At 66.7% G+C, this 18542-nt stretch carries 17 protein-coding genes and 2 pseudogenes; 10 read left to right on the forward strand and 9 right to left on the reverse strand.

Translation table 11 applies throughout. From position 1 onward, the window contains the following. Positions 1–30: 30 nt before the first annotated feature. The 4 genes from B2U11_RS13570 to B2U11_RS13585 are packed head-to-tail and all read left to right on the forward strand — an operon-like array spanning position 31 to position 4773. The gene (locus B2U11_RS13570) at positions 31–1446 is read left to right on the forward strand and encodes a TolC family protein (RefSeq protein ID WP_054765651.1); all 1416 of its coding nucleotides are present in this window, start codon (positions 31–33) and stop codon (positions 1444–1446) included. Further along, entirely contained in the window at positions 1443–2495 is a 1053-nt protein-coding gene (locus B2U11_RS13575; protein ID WP_017505076.1) for an HlyD family secretion protein, read from the forward strand. Before B2U11_RS13570 ends, B2U11_RS13575 begins: the two co-directional genes overlap by 4 nt. Then, on the forward strand, positions 2492–3655 hold the full coding sequence (locus B2U11_RS13580) for an ABC transporter permease (RefSeq protein ID WP_003166883.1): 1164 nt from the start codon (positions 2492–2494) through the stop codon (positions 3653–3655). The genes B2U11_RS13575 and B2U11_RS13580 overlap by 4 nt, the downstream gene beginning before the upstream one ends. Beyond that, entirely contained in the window at positions 3652–4773 is a 1122-nt protein-coding gene (locus tag B2U11_RS13585) for an ABC transporter permease (RefSeq protein WP_054765653.1), read from the forward strand. Before B2U11_RS13580 ends, B2U11_RS13585 begins: the two co-directional genes overlap by 4 nt. Before the next feature lie 31 nt (positions 4774–4804). Here B2U11_RS13585 and B2U11_RS13590 read toward each other — a convergent pair whose 3' ends face one another. From B2U11_RS13590 to B2U11_RS13610, 6 genes and pseudogenes are all read right to left on the reverse strand, one after another. Next, positions 4805–5551 (reverse strand): transporter substrate-binding domain-containing protein, encoded by a 747-nt coding sequence (locus tag B2U11_RS13590; RefSeq protein WP_292072454.1) that lies wholly within the window; start codon positions 5549–5551, stop codon positions 4805–4807. A gap of 140 nt (positions 5552–5691) precedes the next feature. Continuing rightward, positions 5692–7458 carry an oleate hydratase gene (locus B2U11_RS13595; RefSeq protein WP_054765655.1) on the reverse strand — a complete coding sequence of 589 codons (1767 nt, stop codon included), beginning with the start codon at positions 7456–7458 and terminating at the stop codon, positions 5692–5694. A 44-nt stretch (positions 7459–7502) separates the two neighbouring features. Next, on the reverse strand, positions 7503–8366 hold the full coding sequence (locus B2U11_RS13600; protein ID WP_003169322.1) for a 3-hydroxyacyl-CoA dehydrogenase: 864 nt from the start codon (positions 8364–8366) through the stop codon (positions 7503–7505). Positions 8367–8415: 49 nt separating this feature from the next. Beyond that, positions 8416–8862: pseudogene (locus tag B2U11_RS15670) on the reverse strand (acyl-CoA thioesterase); the annotation flags it as partial. Next, positions 8859–9482 (reverse strand): TetR/AcrR family transcriptional regulator, encoded by a 624-nt coding sequence (locus B2U11_RS13605; RefSeq protein WP_035285090.1) that lies wholly within the window; start codon positions 9480–9482, stop codon positions 8859–8861. The gene B2U11_RS13605 and the pseudogene B2U11_RS15670, both read right to left, overlap by 4 nt. Before the next feature lie 363 nt (positions 9483–9845). After that, on the reverse strand, positions 9846–10034 hold the full coding sequence (locus B2U11_RS13610; protein ID WP_003169318.1) for a hypothetical protein: 189 nt from the start codon (positions 10032–10034) through the stop codon (positions 9846–9848). A 476-nt stretch (positions 10035–10510) separates the two neighbouring features. Here B2U11_RS13610 and B2U11_RS13615 point away from each other — a divergent pair, with 476 nt between their 5' ends. Continuing rightward, positions 10511–11764 carry a tyrosine-type recombinase/integrase gene (locus tag B2U11_RS13615; RefSeq protein WP_054765656.1) on the forward strand — a complete coding sequence of 418 codons (1254 nt, stop codon included), beginning with the start codon at positions 10511–10513 and terminating at the stop codon, positions 11762–11764. On the opposite strand, the pseudogene B2U11_RS13620 reads toward B2U11_RS13615, so the two are convergent. Next, positions 11721–12009: pseudogene (locus tag B2U11_RS13620) on the reverse strand (helix-turn-helix transcriptional regulator). The gene B2U11_RS13615 and the pseudogene B2U11_RS13620 overlap by 44 nt on opposite strands. Before the next feature lie 136 nt (positions 12010–12145). On the opposite strand from B2U11_RS13620, the gene B2U11_RS13625 reads away from it, so the two are divergent. From B2U11_RS13625 to arsH, 5 genes are read left to right on the forward strand one after another with little or no spacing between them, the layout of a single operon-like run. Next, on the forward strand, positions 12146–12481 hold the full coding sequence (locus B2U11_RS13625) for an ArsR/SmtB family transcription factor (RefSeq protein ID WP_003169314.1): 336 nt from the start codon (positions 12146–12148) through the stop codon (positions 12479–12481). Positions 12482–12488: 7 nt separating this feature from the next. Beyond that, a complete protein-coding gene (arsC, locus tag B2U11_RS13630) occupies positions 12489–12914 on the forward strand; it encodes an arsenate reductase (glutaredoxin) (protein WP_003169312.1) in 426 nt (141 codons plus the stop codon). Next, positions 12911–13999 (forward strand): ACR3 family arsenite efflux transporter, encoded by a 1089-nt coding sequence (gene arsB, locus B2U11_RS13635; protein WP_054765657.1) that lies wholly within the window; start codon positions 12911–12913, stop codon positions 13997–13999. The genes arsC and arsB overlap by 4 nt, the downstream gene beginning before the upstream one ends. Further along, complete coding sequence (locus B2U11_RS13640) at positions 13999–14418, forward strand: GNAT family N-acetyltransferase (protein WP_003169309.1); 420 nt, start codon at positions 13999–14001, stop codon at positions 14416–14418. Before arsB ends, B2U11_RS13640 begins: the two co-directional genes overlap by 1 nt. Then, positions 14415–15170: an arsenical resistance protein ArsH gene (gene arsH, locus B2U11_RS13645; protein ID WP_003169308.1), complete on the forward strand. Its 756-nt coding sequence runs from the start codon at positions 14415–14417 to the stop codon at positions 15168–15170. The genes B2U11_RS13640 and arsH overlap by 4 nt, the downstream gene beginning before the upstream one ends. A gap of 186 nt (positions 15171–15356) precedes the next feature. Here the strand turns inward: arsH and B2U11_RS13650 are convergent, their stop codons facing one another. Next, on the reverse strand, positions 15357–16466 hold the full coding sequence (locus tag B2U11_RS13650) for a Fic family protein (RefSeq protein ID WP_003169307.1): 1110 nt from the start codon (positions 16464–16466) through the stop codon (positions 15357–15359). A gap of 228 nt (positions 16467–16694) precedes the next feature. After that, positions 16695–18542: FTR1 family protein (locus B2U11_RS13655; RefSeq protein WP_292072464.1), on the reverse strand; the 1848-nt coding region annotated here is incomplete at its 5' end.

Raw genomic sequence — 18542 nt, forward strand, 5'->3', positions numbered from 1 at the left:
CGCTACGGTCGGCCAAGGAGAACCTCGCTCATGACCTTGCGACCTTCCATCCTGCTGATCCTGCTGATCTCGTCGACCTGTGCGGCCGCCTACGCTCCCGCATCCAAGGCCCAGATCTCTGACGCCGAAACCTCCGGCCTCCAGACCGTTGGTCCTTTGCCCCTGACCTATCCCGACGCGCAGGCCAGGCTCCTGCAACGCTCGGACGCCATTGAGGCGTCGGACGCCGATGTCCGCAGCCGGGAAGCCCAGGAAAACGCTGTAAGGACGCTGCGGCTGCCCACGGTGGAGTTCGAGGGCCAGATGATGCGGTATCAAAAGACCCTCTATCTGCCGCTGGGGCCCTTGGCGGATGTCGCTCAGGACTACGCCATCAGCGATCCGTTGCAGTTCCAGATGGAACGCGACAGCACGCGGCCGATCATCACCGCCACCGTCCCGCTTTATTCCGGCGGCCGGATTCCGGCCGCCCAGGCGGCCGCTGAGGCTCAACTCGGCCAGTCCCGGGCTGAGCGCCAGATCGTCGTCGATAACGCCCTGTTGCAGATGACCGAACTCTATTTCGGGCAACAGTTGCTCACCCGGGTTCGGGACGTCCGCCGCGACGTCCTGGCGGGCCTCGAACGCCACCTGGCCGATGCGACGATTCTGGAGCGCGGCGGGTTCATCAGTCGCGCCCAGCGCCTGCAGGTGGAGGTGGCGCGTGACGACGCGGCGCGCGAGCTGGAGACGGCCGAAGCCAATCTGGCCAGCGCGGACACGGCGCTCTCTGGGACCTTGAGGGCGCCGTCGGGGATCGATCCGGCTACGTCTCTCTTCGTGCTTCTCCGGCCGCTCGAGCCGCTGGAGACCTATCTGCAAGCCGCCTATCGCGCCCACCCGCAGCTGGAGCGGCTCCAGGCCCTGGAAGACCAGGCGGAAGCCGGGGTCACCGCCCAGCGCGCCGAGCTTCTGCCGACGGTCTATGGCTTCGCCCAGTACAACTTTGATCGTCAGGACACCTTGTTGACCGATCCGGACTGGTCCGTGGGGGTCGGTCTCCGTTACACCCTCTTCTCCGGCGTCGATCGCTCGCAGAATGTCCGCGCCGCGCGCGAGAAGGTCGCCCAGGCCCAGGCGGGGCTGCGCGAGGCGCAAAGCCAGATCGAGATCGGCGTGACCCGATCCTGGAACGACGCGGAAGCGGCCCGGCGGCGGTTCCAGAGAACCGACAGCGCCATCGTCGCCGCCGAGGAGAACCTGCGCGTCCAGATGGTCGGCTACCAGGTGCAGCAAACCACCTCGCTCGACGTCATCGACGCCCAACTCGGCGTCGGACGCGCGCGGATCCAGCGCGCCCAGGCCGCCCATGACTTCGTGGTCGCGCTCGCCCGCCTTCTTCATGTCAGCGGCCGGATCGAGGACATGCCCGACTATATCGACCAGGGCGAAAGGATCGCGCCATGACCGACACCCAGGACACGCCGACGCCGAACACGGAGCCGGGCGGGGAACGGGGCGACGCCGGACCGTCTCGACGGCGCCGAAAACTGCTGCCCCTCGGCATCGGGGCGCTGATCGTGGCGGGGCTCGGCGTCGGCCTCTGGCTCAGCTACCGACCCGTTCCCGATCAGCTTCAGGGGATGGTGGATGCGCGGGAGCTTCGGATCACCAGCAAGGTGACGGGGCGGATCGCCGACTTCCATGTGGAGGAGGGGCAGCCGGTCCGGGCCGGCCAACTGCTCTACACCCTCGACAGTCCCGAGGTCGCGGCACGTTCAGAACAGGCGGGCGGCGCCCTCGTCGCCGCCGAGGCCACGGCCGACAAGGCCGACGAAGGTGCGCGTCCGGAGGATATCCGGGCCGCGGAAGCGCAATGGCGGCGCGCGCAGGCGGCGGCGGATCTGGCCCAGACGACGTATGCCCGCACCCAGGAGATGTACGATCAGGGCGTGATCGCGGGGCAGAAGCGCGACGAGAGCCGGGCCAATGCGGTGGCCTCGACGGAGGCCGCCCGCGCCGCTCGCGCCCAGTATGACCTGGCGCTGGCCGGGGCGCGCCGACAGGATCGCCAGGCGGCCGGGGGACAGGTGCGGCAGGCGCGCGGCGCCGTGGCGGAGGTCGAGGCGGCGGAGCGCGAAACCCGGGTGCTGGCGCCGTCGTCCGGCGAGGTGGGCCGGCGGCTCGCCCAGCCCGGCGAACTGGTCCCCCAAGGGTTCCCGGTCTTCATGCTCACGGACATAGAGCATCCCTGGGTGACGCTCACCCTGCGCGAGGATCAGTTCAGCGGGATTCGACGCGGACAGACTCTGACGGGTCGTATTCCCGCTCTGGAGAACCGCACGGCCCGGTTCCGGGTGACCTTCATCGCTCCCGCCGGAGATTTCGCTACCTGGCGTGCGACCCGGCAGTCGAGCGGCTTCGACGTCAAGAGTTTCGAGGTGCGCGTCGCACCGGTCTCGCGCGTCGACGGGCTGCGGCCGGGCATGACCGTCCTGTTCGACTGGCCGCAATGATCGCGGCGTTTCTCGCCGGCGCCCGACGCGAGATCGCCTTTCTGCGCGGGAGCTTCTGGGATCTGTTCCTCGTCGTCTGGCTACCGCTGGCGCTTCTCGCCCTCGTCGCCGTGCAGATGTCGGCGGGGGTTATGCGCGATCTGCCGGTCGCCGTCGTCGACGCCGACGGCGGAAGCGTCGCTCGCGATCTGGTTCGTCGTCTGGACGCCTCGCCCGGCCTGCACGTGGCGGCCCGCCCCAAGGATATGGCCGAGGCCGAGAGCGTGGTGCGGTCCAACCGCGCCTATGCGATCGTCATGCTGCCGCAAGGGCTCGAACGCGCGGTGCTGCGCGGCGAGGCGGGCAGGGTGCTGGTCTTCTACAACGCCAGCTACTCCACGCCCTCGGGGTCAGTGCTGCGCGAGGTCGGCGCCGTGATCCAGAGCCAGGCCCGGACCCTGGCCGCGCAACAGAGCGCGGCGATCCTCGGCCCGGGCCGGGTGCGGCCGGCGCCGATCCAGGTCCAGAGCCGCATCCTCTACAATCCCCAGGCCAGCTACGAGCTGCAACTGGTCGCCCTGATCCACCCGGCCTTGCTGCATCTGCTGTTCATGGTGGCGGTCGTCAGCGCCCTGGGACGCGAACTGCGAGACGGGACGATCGGCGGCTGGCTGGCCGGGCCGCCGCGCGAGGCCGCTGCGGCGGTCGTGGGCAAGATCGCGCCCTATGTGGCGATCTTTCTCGTCTGGGGCGCCCTGGCGACCATCTATCTCGCGGCGTTTCGCGGCTGGCCGGTTGAAGGCAGCGTCGGCCTGCTCCTGGCGGGCTATGTCGGCCTCTATCTCGCTTATGCGGGTATGGCCACGCTGATCGTCGGCCTGACGCTGTCCATGGGGCAGGCGCTGTCCATGACCGCCCTCTATGCGGGCGCCTCCTTCGCCTTCGCCGGGGCCGTCTTTCCAATCGAATCCGCTTCGGCCTTCGCGCGCGTCTGGAGCGCGCTTCTGCCCTACACCACCTTCGCCCGTCTCGTCGCCGAACAATGGATGATGGGCGCGCCCGCGGCGATGTCGGTCAACCTGCTGCTGATCCTGATGACCTTCGCGGTCGTGGGGTTCGGGCTGGGCCTGCCGCAATATCTGGCCGCCTCCCGCAAACCCGATGTCTGGGGGCGACGTTGATCGGCCGGGCCTTCATCGCGACGTTTCGCGCGGTCCTCGCCGACCGGTCGGCCTTCATGCTGATCGTGGTGTCGACGATCCTCTATTCCTTCTTCTACCCTTCCGCCTATTCCGGCGAGGTCGCCGTCCGGATCCCGGTCGCCGTGGTGGATCTGGACAACACCGGGGCCAGCCGTTCGCTGGTGCACAAGCTCTCGGGTCTGCAGCAGGCGGATCTCGTCGCCCGCCTGCCGTCGCCCGAGGCGGCGGACGACTGGTTGCGGACGAGAGGGGCGGGGGCGATCGTCGTCGTGCCTGCGGGGTTCGAACGTCGCATCCTCACCGGCGGGCAAGGGACGGTGGCCCTCTATGGCAACGGCGCCTATCTGCTGCGCAGCAGCACGGCGCTGGCCGGCATAGGCGCGGCGATCACGGCCGAGGCGGGCGAGGCCGCCGTCGATCAGGCGATGGCGCAGGGCGCGCCGGCGCCGCCGGCCCTGTCGGTGATCGCGCACCCGCTGTTCAACACCCGCGAAGGATACGGCAGCACCGTCTTTCCGGGCGTCGGCTTCCTCATCATTCATCAGACGCTGCTGATGGGACTGGCAATGCTGGCGGCCACCCTGCGTGGCGAGGGGGAGCGGCTTCGGTTTGCGTCCCGTCGTCTCCTCGGCGTCGCGCTCGCCTTCTTCGTCATCGGCTGGATCGATGTCGCCTACTACGCCGGCTTCGTCTTCTGGTTCCAAGACTATCCACGGGCCGCCGCCGCGCCCGGAACGCTGATCGTGGCCGGCAGCCTCTTCGTGGCGGCGACGGTTGCAGCGGCGCTTGCCCTGGCGAGCGTCTTCCGCACCCGCGAGCGGCCCCTGCAACTGCTCATGGGCACCTCCCTGGTCATCTTCTTTCTCGCTGGACTGTCCTGGCCCGCGGAGGCGACGCCGACCTGGCTCGCCTTCCTCGCCCGACTGCTGCCCACGACGCCCGGAATCCATCTCATGGTCGGGGTGAACCAGATGGGGGCCAGCCTCGTCGAACAGGGGCGCGAGGTTCTCAACCTCCTGGGCCTCATCCTCCTTTACGGCGGCGTGGCGTGGTGGCGCTTCACCCGGCCGTCCGGAGCGCCCTCGACCGGAGCGTGAACTGCGGCTGGGAATGATCGCCCGCCGCAGCCTAGGCCGGCGCCGGGCGTCCCGGACCGATCGCGAGGGCGGCGTCCTGTCCGCTGGCGACCGGCCTTCGGGCGACGAAGCCGGAGGCGACCAGATCTTTGAGAAGCGCCTCCAGGAAACCGCGCCCGTGAGGCCGCTCGCGGGGGAGGGCGACGGCCTGGTCGATGGCCTGGAAACTGTCCGGGAGCAGGCGGACGCCGGCCCGGTCGCGCGCCGCCGCCTCAAGCGTCTGGCGCACACCGGCGCAGACATCGGCGCCGCCCTCCAGGAAGAGGGCGACGGCTGCCTGGGAGGAGGGCGTATGAATCCGTCGGGCCTGTTTCAGCGAACGGTTGAGAAAGAGGTCGTAGGCGGTGTTCAGGCCCGACGCGATCGTCACGTCCGCAACGTCCACGTCGCGGACGGAGCGGAAGCGGGACTCGGAGGGGACCAGATAGGAGGCTTCGATCCGGACGTAGGGCGCGGTATAATCCAAGACGGTGCGACGATCCGGATCGATCGCGAGGAAGGCGAGATCGCAGGCCTGATCCTGAAGCGCCGCCACCGCCGCTCCCGCCGTGGCGAAGTTCGACAGCTCCATCTCCACGCCGAGGCGCACAGCGATCTCCCAGGCGAGATCGACCGACACGCCAGCGAGAGTTCCGTCCGCCGCCCTCTGCGCCAGGACCGGATTGCCGAGATTGATCGCCACGCGCAACCGCCCCAAGGGCGCCAGTTCGGACCGGATGATGTGCATCGACACGTCCATTCCCTTCTCTTGGAGGGAACTGGACGGCGCTGCGCCGTCCAGCCCTTGAGAAAGCCGTTGCCGTCGGCCTGCGGCGGGTCCGCTTCGGTGATCGTCGTCAGCCATCCTTCACCTTCCTTCGGGACGACGTCGCGCTTCGCTCACTCCGATATCAGGTGAAACTCCTCGATCAGTTTCGCAATCTCGGTGCCTTCAAGCTTCTTCATCAGCAGTTTGCGCAGGAAGGCGGGGCCGGGGACTTCTATGCCTTCGCCATCCCGCAGAGGCGTGACGGCGGCCAGCAGGGTGCGGATGTCATAGGTGGAGTTGAACACTTCCGGCACGCCGCGTTCCACATTCATCAGCGTATAGACGGCCTCCATCGGCGTACGCACCGAATATTCGGTGGTGAAGATGCAGTCGCGTTGTTTCGATTCCGCGAACTGCCCGATGAAGGCGAAGTTGACGGCGCCTTCAGGCACCACGTCCGGCCGGTCGCCGGCTTGGCGCGGCATGAAGAAGGCGGTGATGTAGGGCATCATGGTCGGGACGGTGCTGGCGCCCTTGGCGGCGAGTTCCGCAATCTCCTCCACCGGGACGCCGAGGTGATAGAGCCATTCCTGGGTGATCTCCTCGCCGGTGCAGTCCTGCATGGGCTTCTTCACATAGTCGCCGGGGGTGTCGACGAAGAGGGCGTAGAACCAGGCGATCATCTGGTCCTTGGGCTGTTTCTTGAAATGCGGCTGGCGATGCACCGTCCAACTGAGCAGCCAACTGGAATCCTTGACCGTGACGATGCCGGCGGAGACGATCTTGCCAGTGAACGGGTTCCGCTTGGTGATCTTCTCGACATAGTGGGCGATCCGCGGATCGAAGGCGGTGATCGAGGCCGAGGCCCATTTGGTCTCGGGAATATGGGCGCCGAACACGTCCGGACGTCCGAAGGACGGATCCTTGGCCGCGATGCGTCGCCACAGGTCCCAGGCGGGAGCAGGGCCTTCCTTCAGCTTCGCCGGCGTGTGATGGTCGCCGTTGTCCGAGTTTTCCGTCAGCGATCCGATGGTGATGAAGACGAGATCGTCGTCGCCGAGATCGACCCCGCCCTCCTCGCCCTTCTCGATCCAGTGAATGCGGGTGGCCTGTTTGCGTCCGTTCTGGATGTCGAAGTCCACATCCGTGACCTCCACGCCGTAGCGGAACCGGACGCCACGTTCGGTCAGCCATTTGACCAGCGGCAGGACCATGGATTCATACTGGTTGTAGCGGTTGAACTTGAGCGAGGAGAAGTCCGCCAGGTTGGCGATGTGGTGGATGAAGCGGTGGAGATAGAGCTTCATCTCCAGCGCCGAGTGCCATTCCTCGAAGGCGAACATGGTGCGCCAGTAGAGCCAGAAATTGCTCTTGAGGAAGTCCTCGCTGAAGACCTCGTTGATCCGCTTGTTCTCCATCTCCTCGCGGGTCGCCAGAAAGATGGAGATTAGATCCTTCTGCGCCCGGTCATTCAGCGTCAGCAGATGCTTGTCCGGGACGTCCTGGCCCTGGTTCTGGGTTGTACGCTGCAAGGAGAAGTTCGGATCGTCCCTGTTGAGCCGGTAGAATTCGTCAAGAACGCTGGCGTCCTCGATTTCTAGCGAGGGGATCGAGCGATAGAGATCCCACAGGCACTCGAAATGCTCCTCCATCTCGCGACCGCCGCGGATAACGAAGCCCTTTTCCGGCACGTCCAGCCCGTCGAGCGCCCCGCCGGGAATCTCCAGTTCCTCAAGGATGGTGATGCGATCACCGGGCACGCCGCCGTCCCGGATCAGGAACGCGGCCCCCGCGAGACCGGCCAGCCCCGATCCCACAAACCACGCCGTCTTCCTGTCGGCGCCCTCGGGTTTGCGGGGACGAACAAAGGCCTCATAGTTTCCACTGCTGTAGTGCACGGCGAACTCCTTCGGTTGGGCGTGGGGGAGGATTTGGTCAGGGCTCAGTCGGTGGATTTGTAGCTGTAGAAGCCTTCGCCGGAGGCGACGCCCAGCCTGCCCTTGTCGATGTAGTTTTCCTTCAGCCAGGCGGCGAGCGCGCGGGCGCGGGCGTCGCCCTGCGACAGGATGTTGTAGGGCGTGTTCAGGCCGATGACGTCGTACATCTGGAAGGGGCCCATCGGCGCGCCCGTCGCGATCCGCCAGACCTTGTCGACATCGTGGGGATCGGCATAGCCGCCCGCCGCCAGATCGGCGGCGGCGTTCAGGAATGGTGCCAGGAGGGAGTTGAGGATGTAACCGGCCTTTTCCTTGCGGATCGGGATCGGCTCCATGCCGATGTCCGCAGCGAACTTCAGGACGGTCTCGAACACCGACGGATCGGTGTCGTCCGTTCCCATGACCTCCGCGGTGTTGAACTTCCAGATGTTGTTGGCGAAATGCAGCGCGAGAAACCGGTCGGGTCGGCCGGTGAACGCCTTTAATGCGCTCGGCAGAAGGGTGGAGGAGTTGGTGGCGAAGATCGTCCTGGCCGGCGCGAGCGTGGCCAACTGTTCATAGACCGCCTGTTTGAAAGCCAGAACCTCGGGCACGGCCTCGATCACGAGATCCGCATCGGCGACGGCGGCCGCCAGATCCGTCGACAGCGTCAGACGCCTTATGGCCTCCGCCTCCTTTCCGCCGACCGCGCCCGGAACCTCCTTCCGGTACGTCTCGACCAAGGCCGCCAGTCGCAGGCGCGCCTTGGCGAGGACGTCGTCGCTGACGTCGCAGGCAATGACGTCGAAGCCGCTGTAGGCGGTCTGAAAAGCGATCTGGCTTCCCAGGACGCCCGTCCCGATCACGACCACCTTCTTGATTTCGCCCATCGTCGGATTCCTGTTTCAGTTGTCCTGGAGAAGGAAACGGCGCCGCCATGTCAGGCACGACGCGAACAAGCTTGTGGGTGCATCGATCGATCACGGCCCATTCGGCCAGGCCCGCGACGACGACCCGGCCCTTGACGTCAATGAAGTCGATCCGGCGCCGGTAGCGCGCGCCGCGGAGCGAGTCCTCGACCCAGGTGACGGCGGTCACCGCCTCTTCGGCCGCGATACTGCCGCGGTAATCGACCTGATGACGCAGAACCACCGAGACGTAGCGGTCCACATCGCCCGGGGAGGCCATGGCGAACCAGTGCGCCACCGAGGCGTCCTGGATCCAGACGATCCAGACCGCATTGTTCACATGGCCGAGTTCGTCGATGTCCTCGTCCTGCGCCTGGAAGCAAAGGTGGAACCGCCGCTGTTCGTCCACCTCGCCCTTCAGGGGCGCGCCGGACGGATGACAGCCGATTCGACGATGCCTCGGCAGGACGGAGGTCATCCCCGGACGCTTTCGAGAGGGCTGGCCTGCAGGCCCGCGGTGGCGCGAAAGAAGGCCAGCAACATGGCGTCCCGGGCGGCGGCTCCTTCGATATCCCCCTGGACCGCCAGCCCCATCCAGAGGCCGTAAAGACCGATCCCGGCCTGGAACGGCGGCAGGAGAGGGCGCAGGTCGAACCTTTGAGCCAGTTCCTCTATGAGGTCGCCGAACAGTCGATAACAGGACGCCTTGCTCTCGCGATGTCGTTCGGCGAAGTCGGGATCCCGACGGGCGTGTAATTGCAACTCCACGGACAGCAGGGACCATTCGGGTTGGGCCGCCAGATCGGACAATCGGCCCGCCAGACCAAGCAGGGTCCGTTCGATGTCGTCTCCATCGGCGCGGCGGATCAGATCGCGGAGGAACATCACCTCGTCATGGATGTGCGTCTCCATGATCTCGACGAGCAGGTCGTCCTTGGTGGCGAAGTTGGAATAGAAGGCGCCCTGGGAATGACCGGCCGCGCCGCAGATGTTGCGGATCGACAGGGCGGCTACGCCCTCCTCGACGATCGAGGCGTGGGCGGCCGCCAAGAGGCGACGTCGGGTCCGCCCTTGCGCTTCCTTCCGGTTGACCCTCATAGCGTCGTGACCTTTGCCGTCGTCGTGGAACATCAACTCACATATCACACGATATTCGAGTCGCATATCGTGTGATATTTGAAATATGGCAGCCAGGAGAGTGTTTCGCCCGGCGTCCGGGCCGCCGGGCCTGGACAGGTTCAGGCGTTCCTGCCGGCGGCTATTCATTCATCGATGAACGAAGCTTGCACGATGCTGCGCTGCAACATAAGTTCGGTGTCGCCCTTCCTGGGGCGTTTTCCTCCCTATGAACTTCGGGGCCGCATGACGGCCCCTTTTTTCTGCCGAGAAACCATCGCGGGCCTGTCCGCCTGCTCCGGACGTCGCCTCCAGGCCGATCGGGCTCGCGCCGATTGGCGGCGGTTACTGGGGCCGCCTGACGAGCGCCACTTCCATTCCGCGTCGCGTCACCAGGATGCTGAACAGGTCCGGACTGGCTGCGAAGCGCAGTTGCGCCAGGAGTTGCGCTTCTGCGGGGTCGACCGCCTCAACGGTTTCGGCCATCAAGTCGGTGCTGCGTCCGTCGTCTAGGATGAGTTGATATTCAGCCATCCGCCCCCTCCATCGCCTTCCACGGTCATCCAGGCGAACAGCCTATGAAGAGGCGCGGCCGGTGTCTTTGACTTTTTTGAACCGAGAGGGCGGCGCTCCTGTTTCGTCATACCCGGACATCTGCGGTAAGCATCGCCGCGGGCTCCTCAGTTGGACCCGTCGGCCCAGGCGGAGAGTCAGGGAATGATTCAGAGCTTTCGGTGCCTTTCGACGCCACTTCCGAATCTACCACTAAAACACTGACTTACAAGAAAAATATGTTCGCTGCCTCTCGGTATCTATCGAGGGGCAGCGAACCCGTGTGTCGGTATGCCAGACGGTCTTTCTCCCGTTGCCTCTCGACCCCCCGATTCATACCCTCATAGGGCTGAGGGCGTCCTGACGGTCTTTTTTCTGAAACAAGCCTATGAGTTTCTTGAAGAAATCGCTGCCGAAGACCCCGAAAACGCCTGACGGTCTTTTGGAGTAAAATTCGCATGCTAACCGACGCAGAATTGCGAAATACGCGAGGGAAATCAAAAGCGTACAAAAAGACCGACAGGGACGGTTTGTACGTGCTCGTAACACCGACAGGCGGCATCGCTTTCCGGTACGACTATCGCTTCAACGGGCGGCGCGAGACGGTGACCTTCGGTTCCTACGGTCCGGCGGGACTCTCCCTGGGGGAGGCGCGGGAAAAGCTGCGTGAAGCGAAGCGCCTGATCGCCGAGGGCGTTTCACCGGCGCTGGACAAGCAACGCGTGAAACGCAGGCTGAGAGAGGCCCAGCGGTTTGAACAGGTGGCGATCCGGTGGATGGACCACGCTCCGATGGCCGACAGCACGCGCCAGATGCGACGGTCGATCTTCAACCGAGAGGTTTTGCCCGAATGGCGAAACCGGCTCCTGAACGAGATCACGCCGAACGACCTGAGAGCGCACTGCATGACCATTGTGGATCGCGGCGCCCCGGCGACGGCCATCCATGTTCGCGACATCGTCAAACAAATCTACGCCTACGCCATCCTGCACGGCGAGAAGATCGACAATCCCGCCGACGGGGTCGGGCCGGCGTCCATCGCGACCTTCCGGCCGCGGGACCGGTCGCTGTCGCCGAGCGAGATCCGGATCGCGCTGAACCTGCTGGGGGAGGTGGCCACCCTGCCGACCATCCGTCTCGGGCTGAAGTTCATCCTGCTGAGCATGGTGCGGAAGAGCGAATTGCAGGACGGGACCTGGGACGAGGTCGATTTCGAGAACGCAGTTTGGTCGATCCCGAAAGAGCGGATGAAGCGGTCGCGGCCGCATAACGTCTACCTGTCGACCCAGATGCTCGACATCCTGATCGCGCTGAAGACCTGCGCCGGGAACTCTCGCTACATCCTGCCGTCGCGCTATGACGCCGACGCGCCGATGTCGCGGGCGACTTTCAACCGGGTGACCAGCGCCATCGCCGAGCTGGCGCGCGAGCGCGATCTGCCCCTGGAGCCCTTCACGGTTCACGACCTGCGCCGGACGGCCTCCACGCTCCTGCACGAGATGAGTTTCAACTCGGACTGGATCGAGAAATGCCTCGCCCACGAAGAGCGATCTTCCCGCGGCGTGTACAACAAGGCCGAATTCGAGGCCCAGCGGCGCCACATGGCCCAGCAGTGGTCAGACGCCGTGGACGCCTGGGAGGCGGGGCGCGGATTCACGCCGGATCTGACTATCCCGGAAACGGCCGGCCCTCGTTTCGATCCGCGGCTCTGACCGGGCGGGTGATCCGCTTGCGGACATCGGGCGGCGGCGCCCGGCGGATCGGCTTGGCCCGCCGAAGCGCCAGCCAGGCTTCCACCTCGGCCAGGTCCCAGACCACGCAGCGCGGGGTCAGCAGGAAGCGCCGGGGAAACTGGCCGCGCTGCTCCATCTCAGATGGTGCTGTCCGCCAATGGCACCATCTGACGGAGCTGCGGCTTCTTGATCGTGCGCCTCAGCGGCGGGTCGGCCTGGGCCATCGAAGATCTCCATGTTGTCATGGGAATCGAACTCGAAAGGCTGCGGCAGGCCAACCCGCCAAACTCTCCACCGTAAGCTTACGGCCGGCTGCAGAGCGGGGATTGCACATTTCTATAGTTCGACTAGTTCGGAAATATGGAAACCGCAGCCTCGATTCTTGCTCTCGCCGCCCTGGCGCAGTCGACGCGGCTGGAGGCGTTCCGACTTCTCGTGCGGCACGAACCGGCCGGTCTGCCGGCCGGTGACATCTCCAACCATCTGGCGATCCCGGCCAATACCCTGTCGTCGCATCTGGGGGTGCTGTCCCGAGCGGGACTTATCAAATCGGAGCGTCGCAGCCGGTCGATCATCTACCGGGCCGATCTGGACCGGCTGCGCGACCTGGTCCTGTTCCTGCTCAAGGACTGCTGCGGCGGCCGGGCGGAGCTATGCGAGCCTCTGCTGGCCGAACTGACCCCCTGCTGCGCCTGAGGATCCCGTGGACGTCATCATCTATCACAACCCGGCCTGCGGGACGTCGCGCAACGCTCTGGAGCTCATTCGCCACGTCGGCATCGAGCCGCACGTCATCGAGTATCTGAGGTCGCCGCCATCGCGCGTCATGATCGCCTGGCTGGCCGAACGAACCGGCAAGCCGCTGCGCGACCTGTTGCGCGACAAGGGCACGCCCTTCGCCGACCTGGGCCTCGGGGACCCGGGCCTGACAGACGATCAGTTGCTCGATGCGATCGAGGCCCATCCGATCCTGCTCAATCGCCCGATCGTCGTCAGTCCTCTCGGCGTCGGCCTGTGCCGACCGTCCGAGGCCGTTCTGGACCTCCTGCCCGCCGATGATCTCAAGCGGTTCACCAAGGAGGACGGCGAGGTCGTCATCGAGGCGGCTGGCCTTCGGGTGGCGCGATGATCGATACGCCGGTCACCGACGCGGCCCCGCCGCGCCGCCTGTCCTTTCTCGACCGCTGGCTGACGGGATGGATCTTCGCCGCCATGGCTTTGGGCGTCGCACTGGGGACTCTGGTTCCCGGCCTGCCCGCCTGGGTCGACGGCCTCTCGGTCGGGACCACCAACATTCCGATCGCCATCGGCCTGATCCTGATGATGTATCCTCCGCTGGCCAGGGTCCGGTACGAGGAACTGCCGCGCGTCTTCGCCGACAAGCGGGTGCTGGCCCTGTCCCTGTTCCAGAACTGGGTGCTGGGCCCTGTGCTGATGTTCGCCCTTGCGGTCATCTTCCTGCGCGACCAGCCGGAATACATGACCGGCGTGATCCTGATCGGGCTGGCGCGCTGCATCGCCATGGTGCTGGTCTGGAACCAACTGGCGCGGGGCGACGACCAGTATGTCGCCGGTCTCGTCGCGTTCAACTCGATCTTCCAGATCCTGTTCTTCAGCCTCTACGCCTGGGTCTTCCTCACCGTCCTGCCGCCCCTGTTCGGCCTGCAGGGCAGCGTGGTGGACGTCAGCGTCTGGACCATCGCCGGCGCCGTTCTCGTCTACCTCGGTCTTCCCTTCCTGGCCGGCTTCCTGACCCGGCGCAGCCTGATCGCCCGCCGCGGGGCCGACTGGTACGAGCGGCGCTTCCTGCCGCGCATCGGACCGATCACCCTGATCGCCCTGCTGTTCACCATCGTGGTCATGTTCAGCCTGAAGGGCGGCGAGGTGGTGGCCCTGCCGCTGGACGCCCTGCGCATCGCCATTCCCCTGACCATCTACTTCCTCGTCATGTTCGTGGTCAGCTTCCTCATGGGCAAGCTGATCGATGCCGACTACCCGCGCACGACCGCCCTGGCCTTCACCGCCGCCTCGAACAATTTCGAGCTGGCCATCGCGGTGGCCATCGCGGCCTTCGGGCTGACCTCGCCGGTCGCCTTCGCTGCGGTCATCGGTCCGCTGGTCGAGGTGCCGGTGCTGATCCTTCTGGTCTCGGTCGCGCTGTGGATGGGCCGACGCTGGTTTCCGGACACGGCCCCGCCGGCGGACGCCGCCTGATGGTCGTGCTGCATCTCCTGGACGCGGATGACGCCGGCCTGATCGCGGCCCTGCAGGGCGAGGGCCTGCCGGAGCCCGGGGCCGGCCGCTACTTCCGAGCCGACGACGACAGCGCCCTGGCCGGCTACGTCGGCCTGGAAGGAGAGGGGCGGGACCTGCTGCTGCGCTCCCTGGTCGTACTCGCTGGCCTGAATTCGCGGGGGCTCGGGAGCCGGATCCTGAGCGCCGCCGAGGCCGCGGCGAGCGAGCTGGGCGGAGAACGGCTCCACCTGCTCACCACGACGGCCGAGCCCTTCTTCGCCCGGCGCGGCTTCGCCGCCGCAGATCGGGCGGCCGCGCCCGCCGCGATCCGGCGAACCCGCGAGTTCGCAGACATCTGCCCGGCCTCGGCCGCCTATCTGACCAAGGATCTCGGATGATCTTCGCCCGCCTGCGGCCGCTGCCGGATCCCGATCATCTGCCGGCCCTGGACGCGGCCTATCTGTCGAGCAACCCGGCCGCCGGCCTGGGTCCGCACGACCACCCGCCACGCATCCTTCTCCTGTACGGGTCGCTGCGCGAGCGCTCCTATTCGCGGCTCTGCGTCGAGGAAGCGGCCCGCTTGCTGCAGCGCATGGGATGCGAGACCCGCATCTTCGACCCCTCCGACCTGCCTCTGCCGGGCTCGCCCGGCGACGACGACCATCCGGCGGTGCGCGAGCTGCGCGAGCACGCCCTGTGGTCGGAGGGCATGGTCTGGTGCAGTCCGGAACGGCACGGCCAGGTCTCCGGACTGATGAAGCTGCAGATCGATCACCTGCCATTGAGTTTGGGCGGCATGCGCCCGACCCAGGGCCGCACGCTCGCGGTGATGCAGGTGTCGGGCGGTTCCCAGAGCTTCAACGCCGTCAACACCCTGCGCCTTCTGGGCCGCTGGATGCGGATGATCACCATTCCCAACCAGTCGAGCGTGGCCAAGGCCTTTCAGGAGTTCGACGAGGCCGGCCGGATGAAGCCTTCGGCCTACTATGAGCGCATCGTCGATGTGATGGAGGAGCTGGTGCGCTTCACTGTCCTCACTCGACCGCACGCCACCCAGCTCGTGGACCGCTACTCCGAGCGCAAGGCGGCCGGCAGTCCGGTCGAGGCCGCAGCGGATCTCTCCGCCATCGCCATCGCGCGTCAGGCGTGAGGCCGCGTCGGCGGCGCCTTGCGGCGTCGCGCGCCTGGCAAAGGTGGTAATTCGCCACTTCTGGCGAATTAGGCGGGTTGTTGGCGGTAACTCGCCAGATGTGGCGAACTGCGATCCTCCCTGTTGAGGCTCGGGTCTTGAGCGACCGACCTGGCGAAGTGCCGTGCCGGCGTCGTGCGGTCCCGCCTATCCTCGATCGACCAGCGAATAGCTTGTGCTGCGCCCGCCGCCTTCATCCTTCACGAGGATGCCCCGCCCCACCAGATCGTTGATGTCGCGCAGGGCCGTGTCGGGCGAGGACCTCGTCAGCGCCGCCCATTTGGTCGAGGTGAGCTTGCCTTCGAAGCCGTCGAGCAGCCGGTTGATGACCGTGCTCTGGCGCTCGCTCAACGTCTGACCTGCTAGCGCCTCCCAGAAGCGCGCCTTGCGCATGACATGCGTCAGGGTGGTTTCCGCGCCATCGAACGCGCGATCGAGGCAGCCGAGGAACCAGTCCAGCCAGAGGGACACGTCCAGAGCGCCTTTCTGGGTCGCCTCCAGGGTGGCGTAGTAGTCCTTGCGCTCCAGCCTGATCTGGGCGGACATGCTGTAGAAGCGTTGAGCGCTTTTCTCGGAGCGGGCGAGCGCCATGTCGGCGATCGCCCGCGCGATCCGGCCGTTCCCGTCGTCGAACGGGTGGATGGTCACGAACCACAGGTGGGCGATCGCGGCCTTGAGGACCGGATCCGTCCGCGGCTCGTCATTGAACCAGTCGAGGAACGCCCGCATCTCGTCCTGCAGACGGTCGGCAAGGGGCGCTTCATAGTGCACGCGCTCTCGTCCGAAGGGGCCCGAGACGACCTGCATCGGGCCGGAGCTCTCGTTGCGCCAGGCGCCGACGACGATCCTCGTCATGCCGCTGCGCCCGGTCGGAAACAGGGCGGCGTGCCAGGCGAACAGCCGTTCCTCGGTGAGCGGAGACGCAAAGTTCTGGGTCGCGTCGAGCATCATTTCGACGACGCCTTCGACGTTGCGATCCGCGTCGGCGAGGGCCCCGATATCCATGCCGAGGCGGCGGGCGATGGAGGATCGCACCTGATCCTTGTCGAGCAGCTCGCCTTCGATTTCGCTGGATTTCAGGACATCTTCGGTAAGGGTCTCGAGGACGGCTTCAGCGCGGAGGTCGAAGCCGAGCGTGTGCATCCGGCCAAGCAGAAGGCCCTGGCGATGACGGACGGCTGCGAGGCGATCGGCAAGCGCGTCAGCGCGCCAGTCCAGACGCGGCCAGCCTTCGATCTCATGGATGTATTGCGCCATTCCCCGCACTCCTTGCGGAGAATATGGGCGCTATTCGCCGCAAGAGCAAGGTTATTCTCCGCGCGAAGTGCGGAGAATAGGGCGCCTAATCTCCGCACCAAGGGTGGTCTCCGCACGCTATCGGCTGCGGCCCCGCACCTTGGGTATCCGCGGACTGCGCGGCTATCGGCGCCCAAGCAGCTCCGAAACCCTGCCAACGGGTCGCAGTTGAGGGCCTCAGACGCCCGCTCAAGAGGCTGGGCGCGCGCCTTTCGGCGCCGCATGCCGGGAGAAGCCGACCACGAGGATAGCGATCGTCAGAAGCTGAACGGCGACGCCTTCGACCGTCGGATAAAGACCGAGGATCTCGATGCGGGGGATCCACGCCAGCGGATGGACATCGAGCCAGCCCGCCTCCTGCAGCGCCGCCACCCCCTTGCCGACGAGGACGACCGACAGGATGGCCATCAGGATCGAGCTCAGGGAGAAGAACCGGCCGATCGGGAGGCGCTTGCTGTAGGCCAGCAAGGCCCAGGCCACCACGGCCAGGATCGCCACCGCCGTAAGGGCGCCGGCCAGCATGCCGAGATGGCCGCCCTGGCTCCAGATCGCCGCATAGAACAGGATGGTCTCGAACACCTCGCGGTAGACCACCACGAAGGCCAGCAGGAACAGGAACCAGGCCGACCGTTTCGACAGGGCGTGAGAGAGCTTGTCGCGGATATAGGTCTGCCAGGCGTCGGCGTGCGACTTGCCGTGCATCCAGATGCCGACCGAGACGAGCACGACGGCCGCCAGAAGCGAGCCGAACCCTTCGGTCAGCTCCCGGCTGGCGCCGCTGATGGAGATGAAGAAGGTCGCGGCCGCCCAGGTGGCGCCGCCGGCGACCAGCGCGGCCACCCAGCCGCCGTGGACGTAGCGCAGCACCTCGGGACGTTCGGCCTTCCTGAGGAAGGCGATCATCGCCACCACGATGAAGATGGCTTCCAGACCTTCGCGCAGCAGGATGGTGAAGGCGCCGAGGAAGCTGGCGAGATTGTCCGCCTCCTGGGGCGCGAGTGCGCGTTCGGCCGTGTCCAGCAGGGCGTTCGCGCGGGCGACCCGGTCCGCGACCTCCTGGGCCGGCGCGCCCCTGCTGATCGAGACGCGCAGGTCGGTCATGGCCGTCTCGACCCGCCGCAGCAAGGCGCCGTCGCGGGCGCCCAGCGCCGGCTCCATCGGTTCGACGCCGTCGAGATAGGCCGACAGGGCCAGGTCGGTCGCGGCCCTGCGATCGCCCCGGCGATAGGCGGCCTCGCTTTCGGCCAGTCGCGTCCGGGCCAGGGACAGGGTCGATCCCTCGGCGCGGACCGTCGCCTCCGGGTGGCGGCGCAGGTAGGCCGTGACCGCCCGTGCCTTCGTCTCGCCGATCCTTGTCGCCAGCTCGGCCGGCGTCGCCTGGGTGAGGGCGGCCAGGTCCGGGAAGACGGCGCGGATCGCCGGGTCGCTCTCCCAGAGGCGTCGACCTTCGGCGGCTTCGGCGTCGGTGAAGGCGAACCGGCCCACGTAGAAGGCCAGGGCCCAGCGGTCCTCGGCCGGCAGATGGGCGAAGCTGGCCATCGCCGTGCCCTCCAGCCCCTGATCGATGACCTGGTAGAGGCCGAACACGCTGCGCTGACGGGCGCGCTCCACATCCGCGAAGGCGATCGCGGGCGGATCAAGCCCCTCGGCGCCCGGGCCGTCGGCGCGTCCGGTCACGCCATGGCAGACCGAGCATTGCTCGGCATAGAGCGTCGCGCCGCGGGCCAGATCAGGCGGGAACGAAGGCGCCAGCGGGCTCGGATAGGCCGTCAGCACCGCGCCGGCGAGCGCCTTGGCCCGGTCGCCAACGACGCGCGGATCCGCCTTGTCCCTGATGGCCGCCTGCAGGGCCTCGGCGTCGCGGACCAGACCGGCCTTGGCCGGATTCGGCGGCAGGGCGTCCAGGCGGGTCCGGATCTGGCCGCCGAACTCGATCATCTCCCCGTATTCGGCCGGATTGGTCACCTGACCGTCGGCCACCGCGCCGGCGTAGTCGACCGCTACATAGTCGAGCAGCCGCCAGGCGACCTGGGCCTC

Source organism: Brevundimonas sp. UBA7534 (assembly GCF_002479325.1).
Lineage (GTDB): Bacteria > Pseudomonadota > Alphaproteobacteria > Caulobacterales > Caulobacteraceae > Brevundimonas.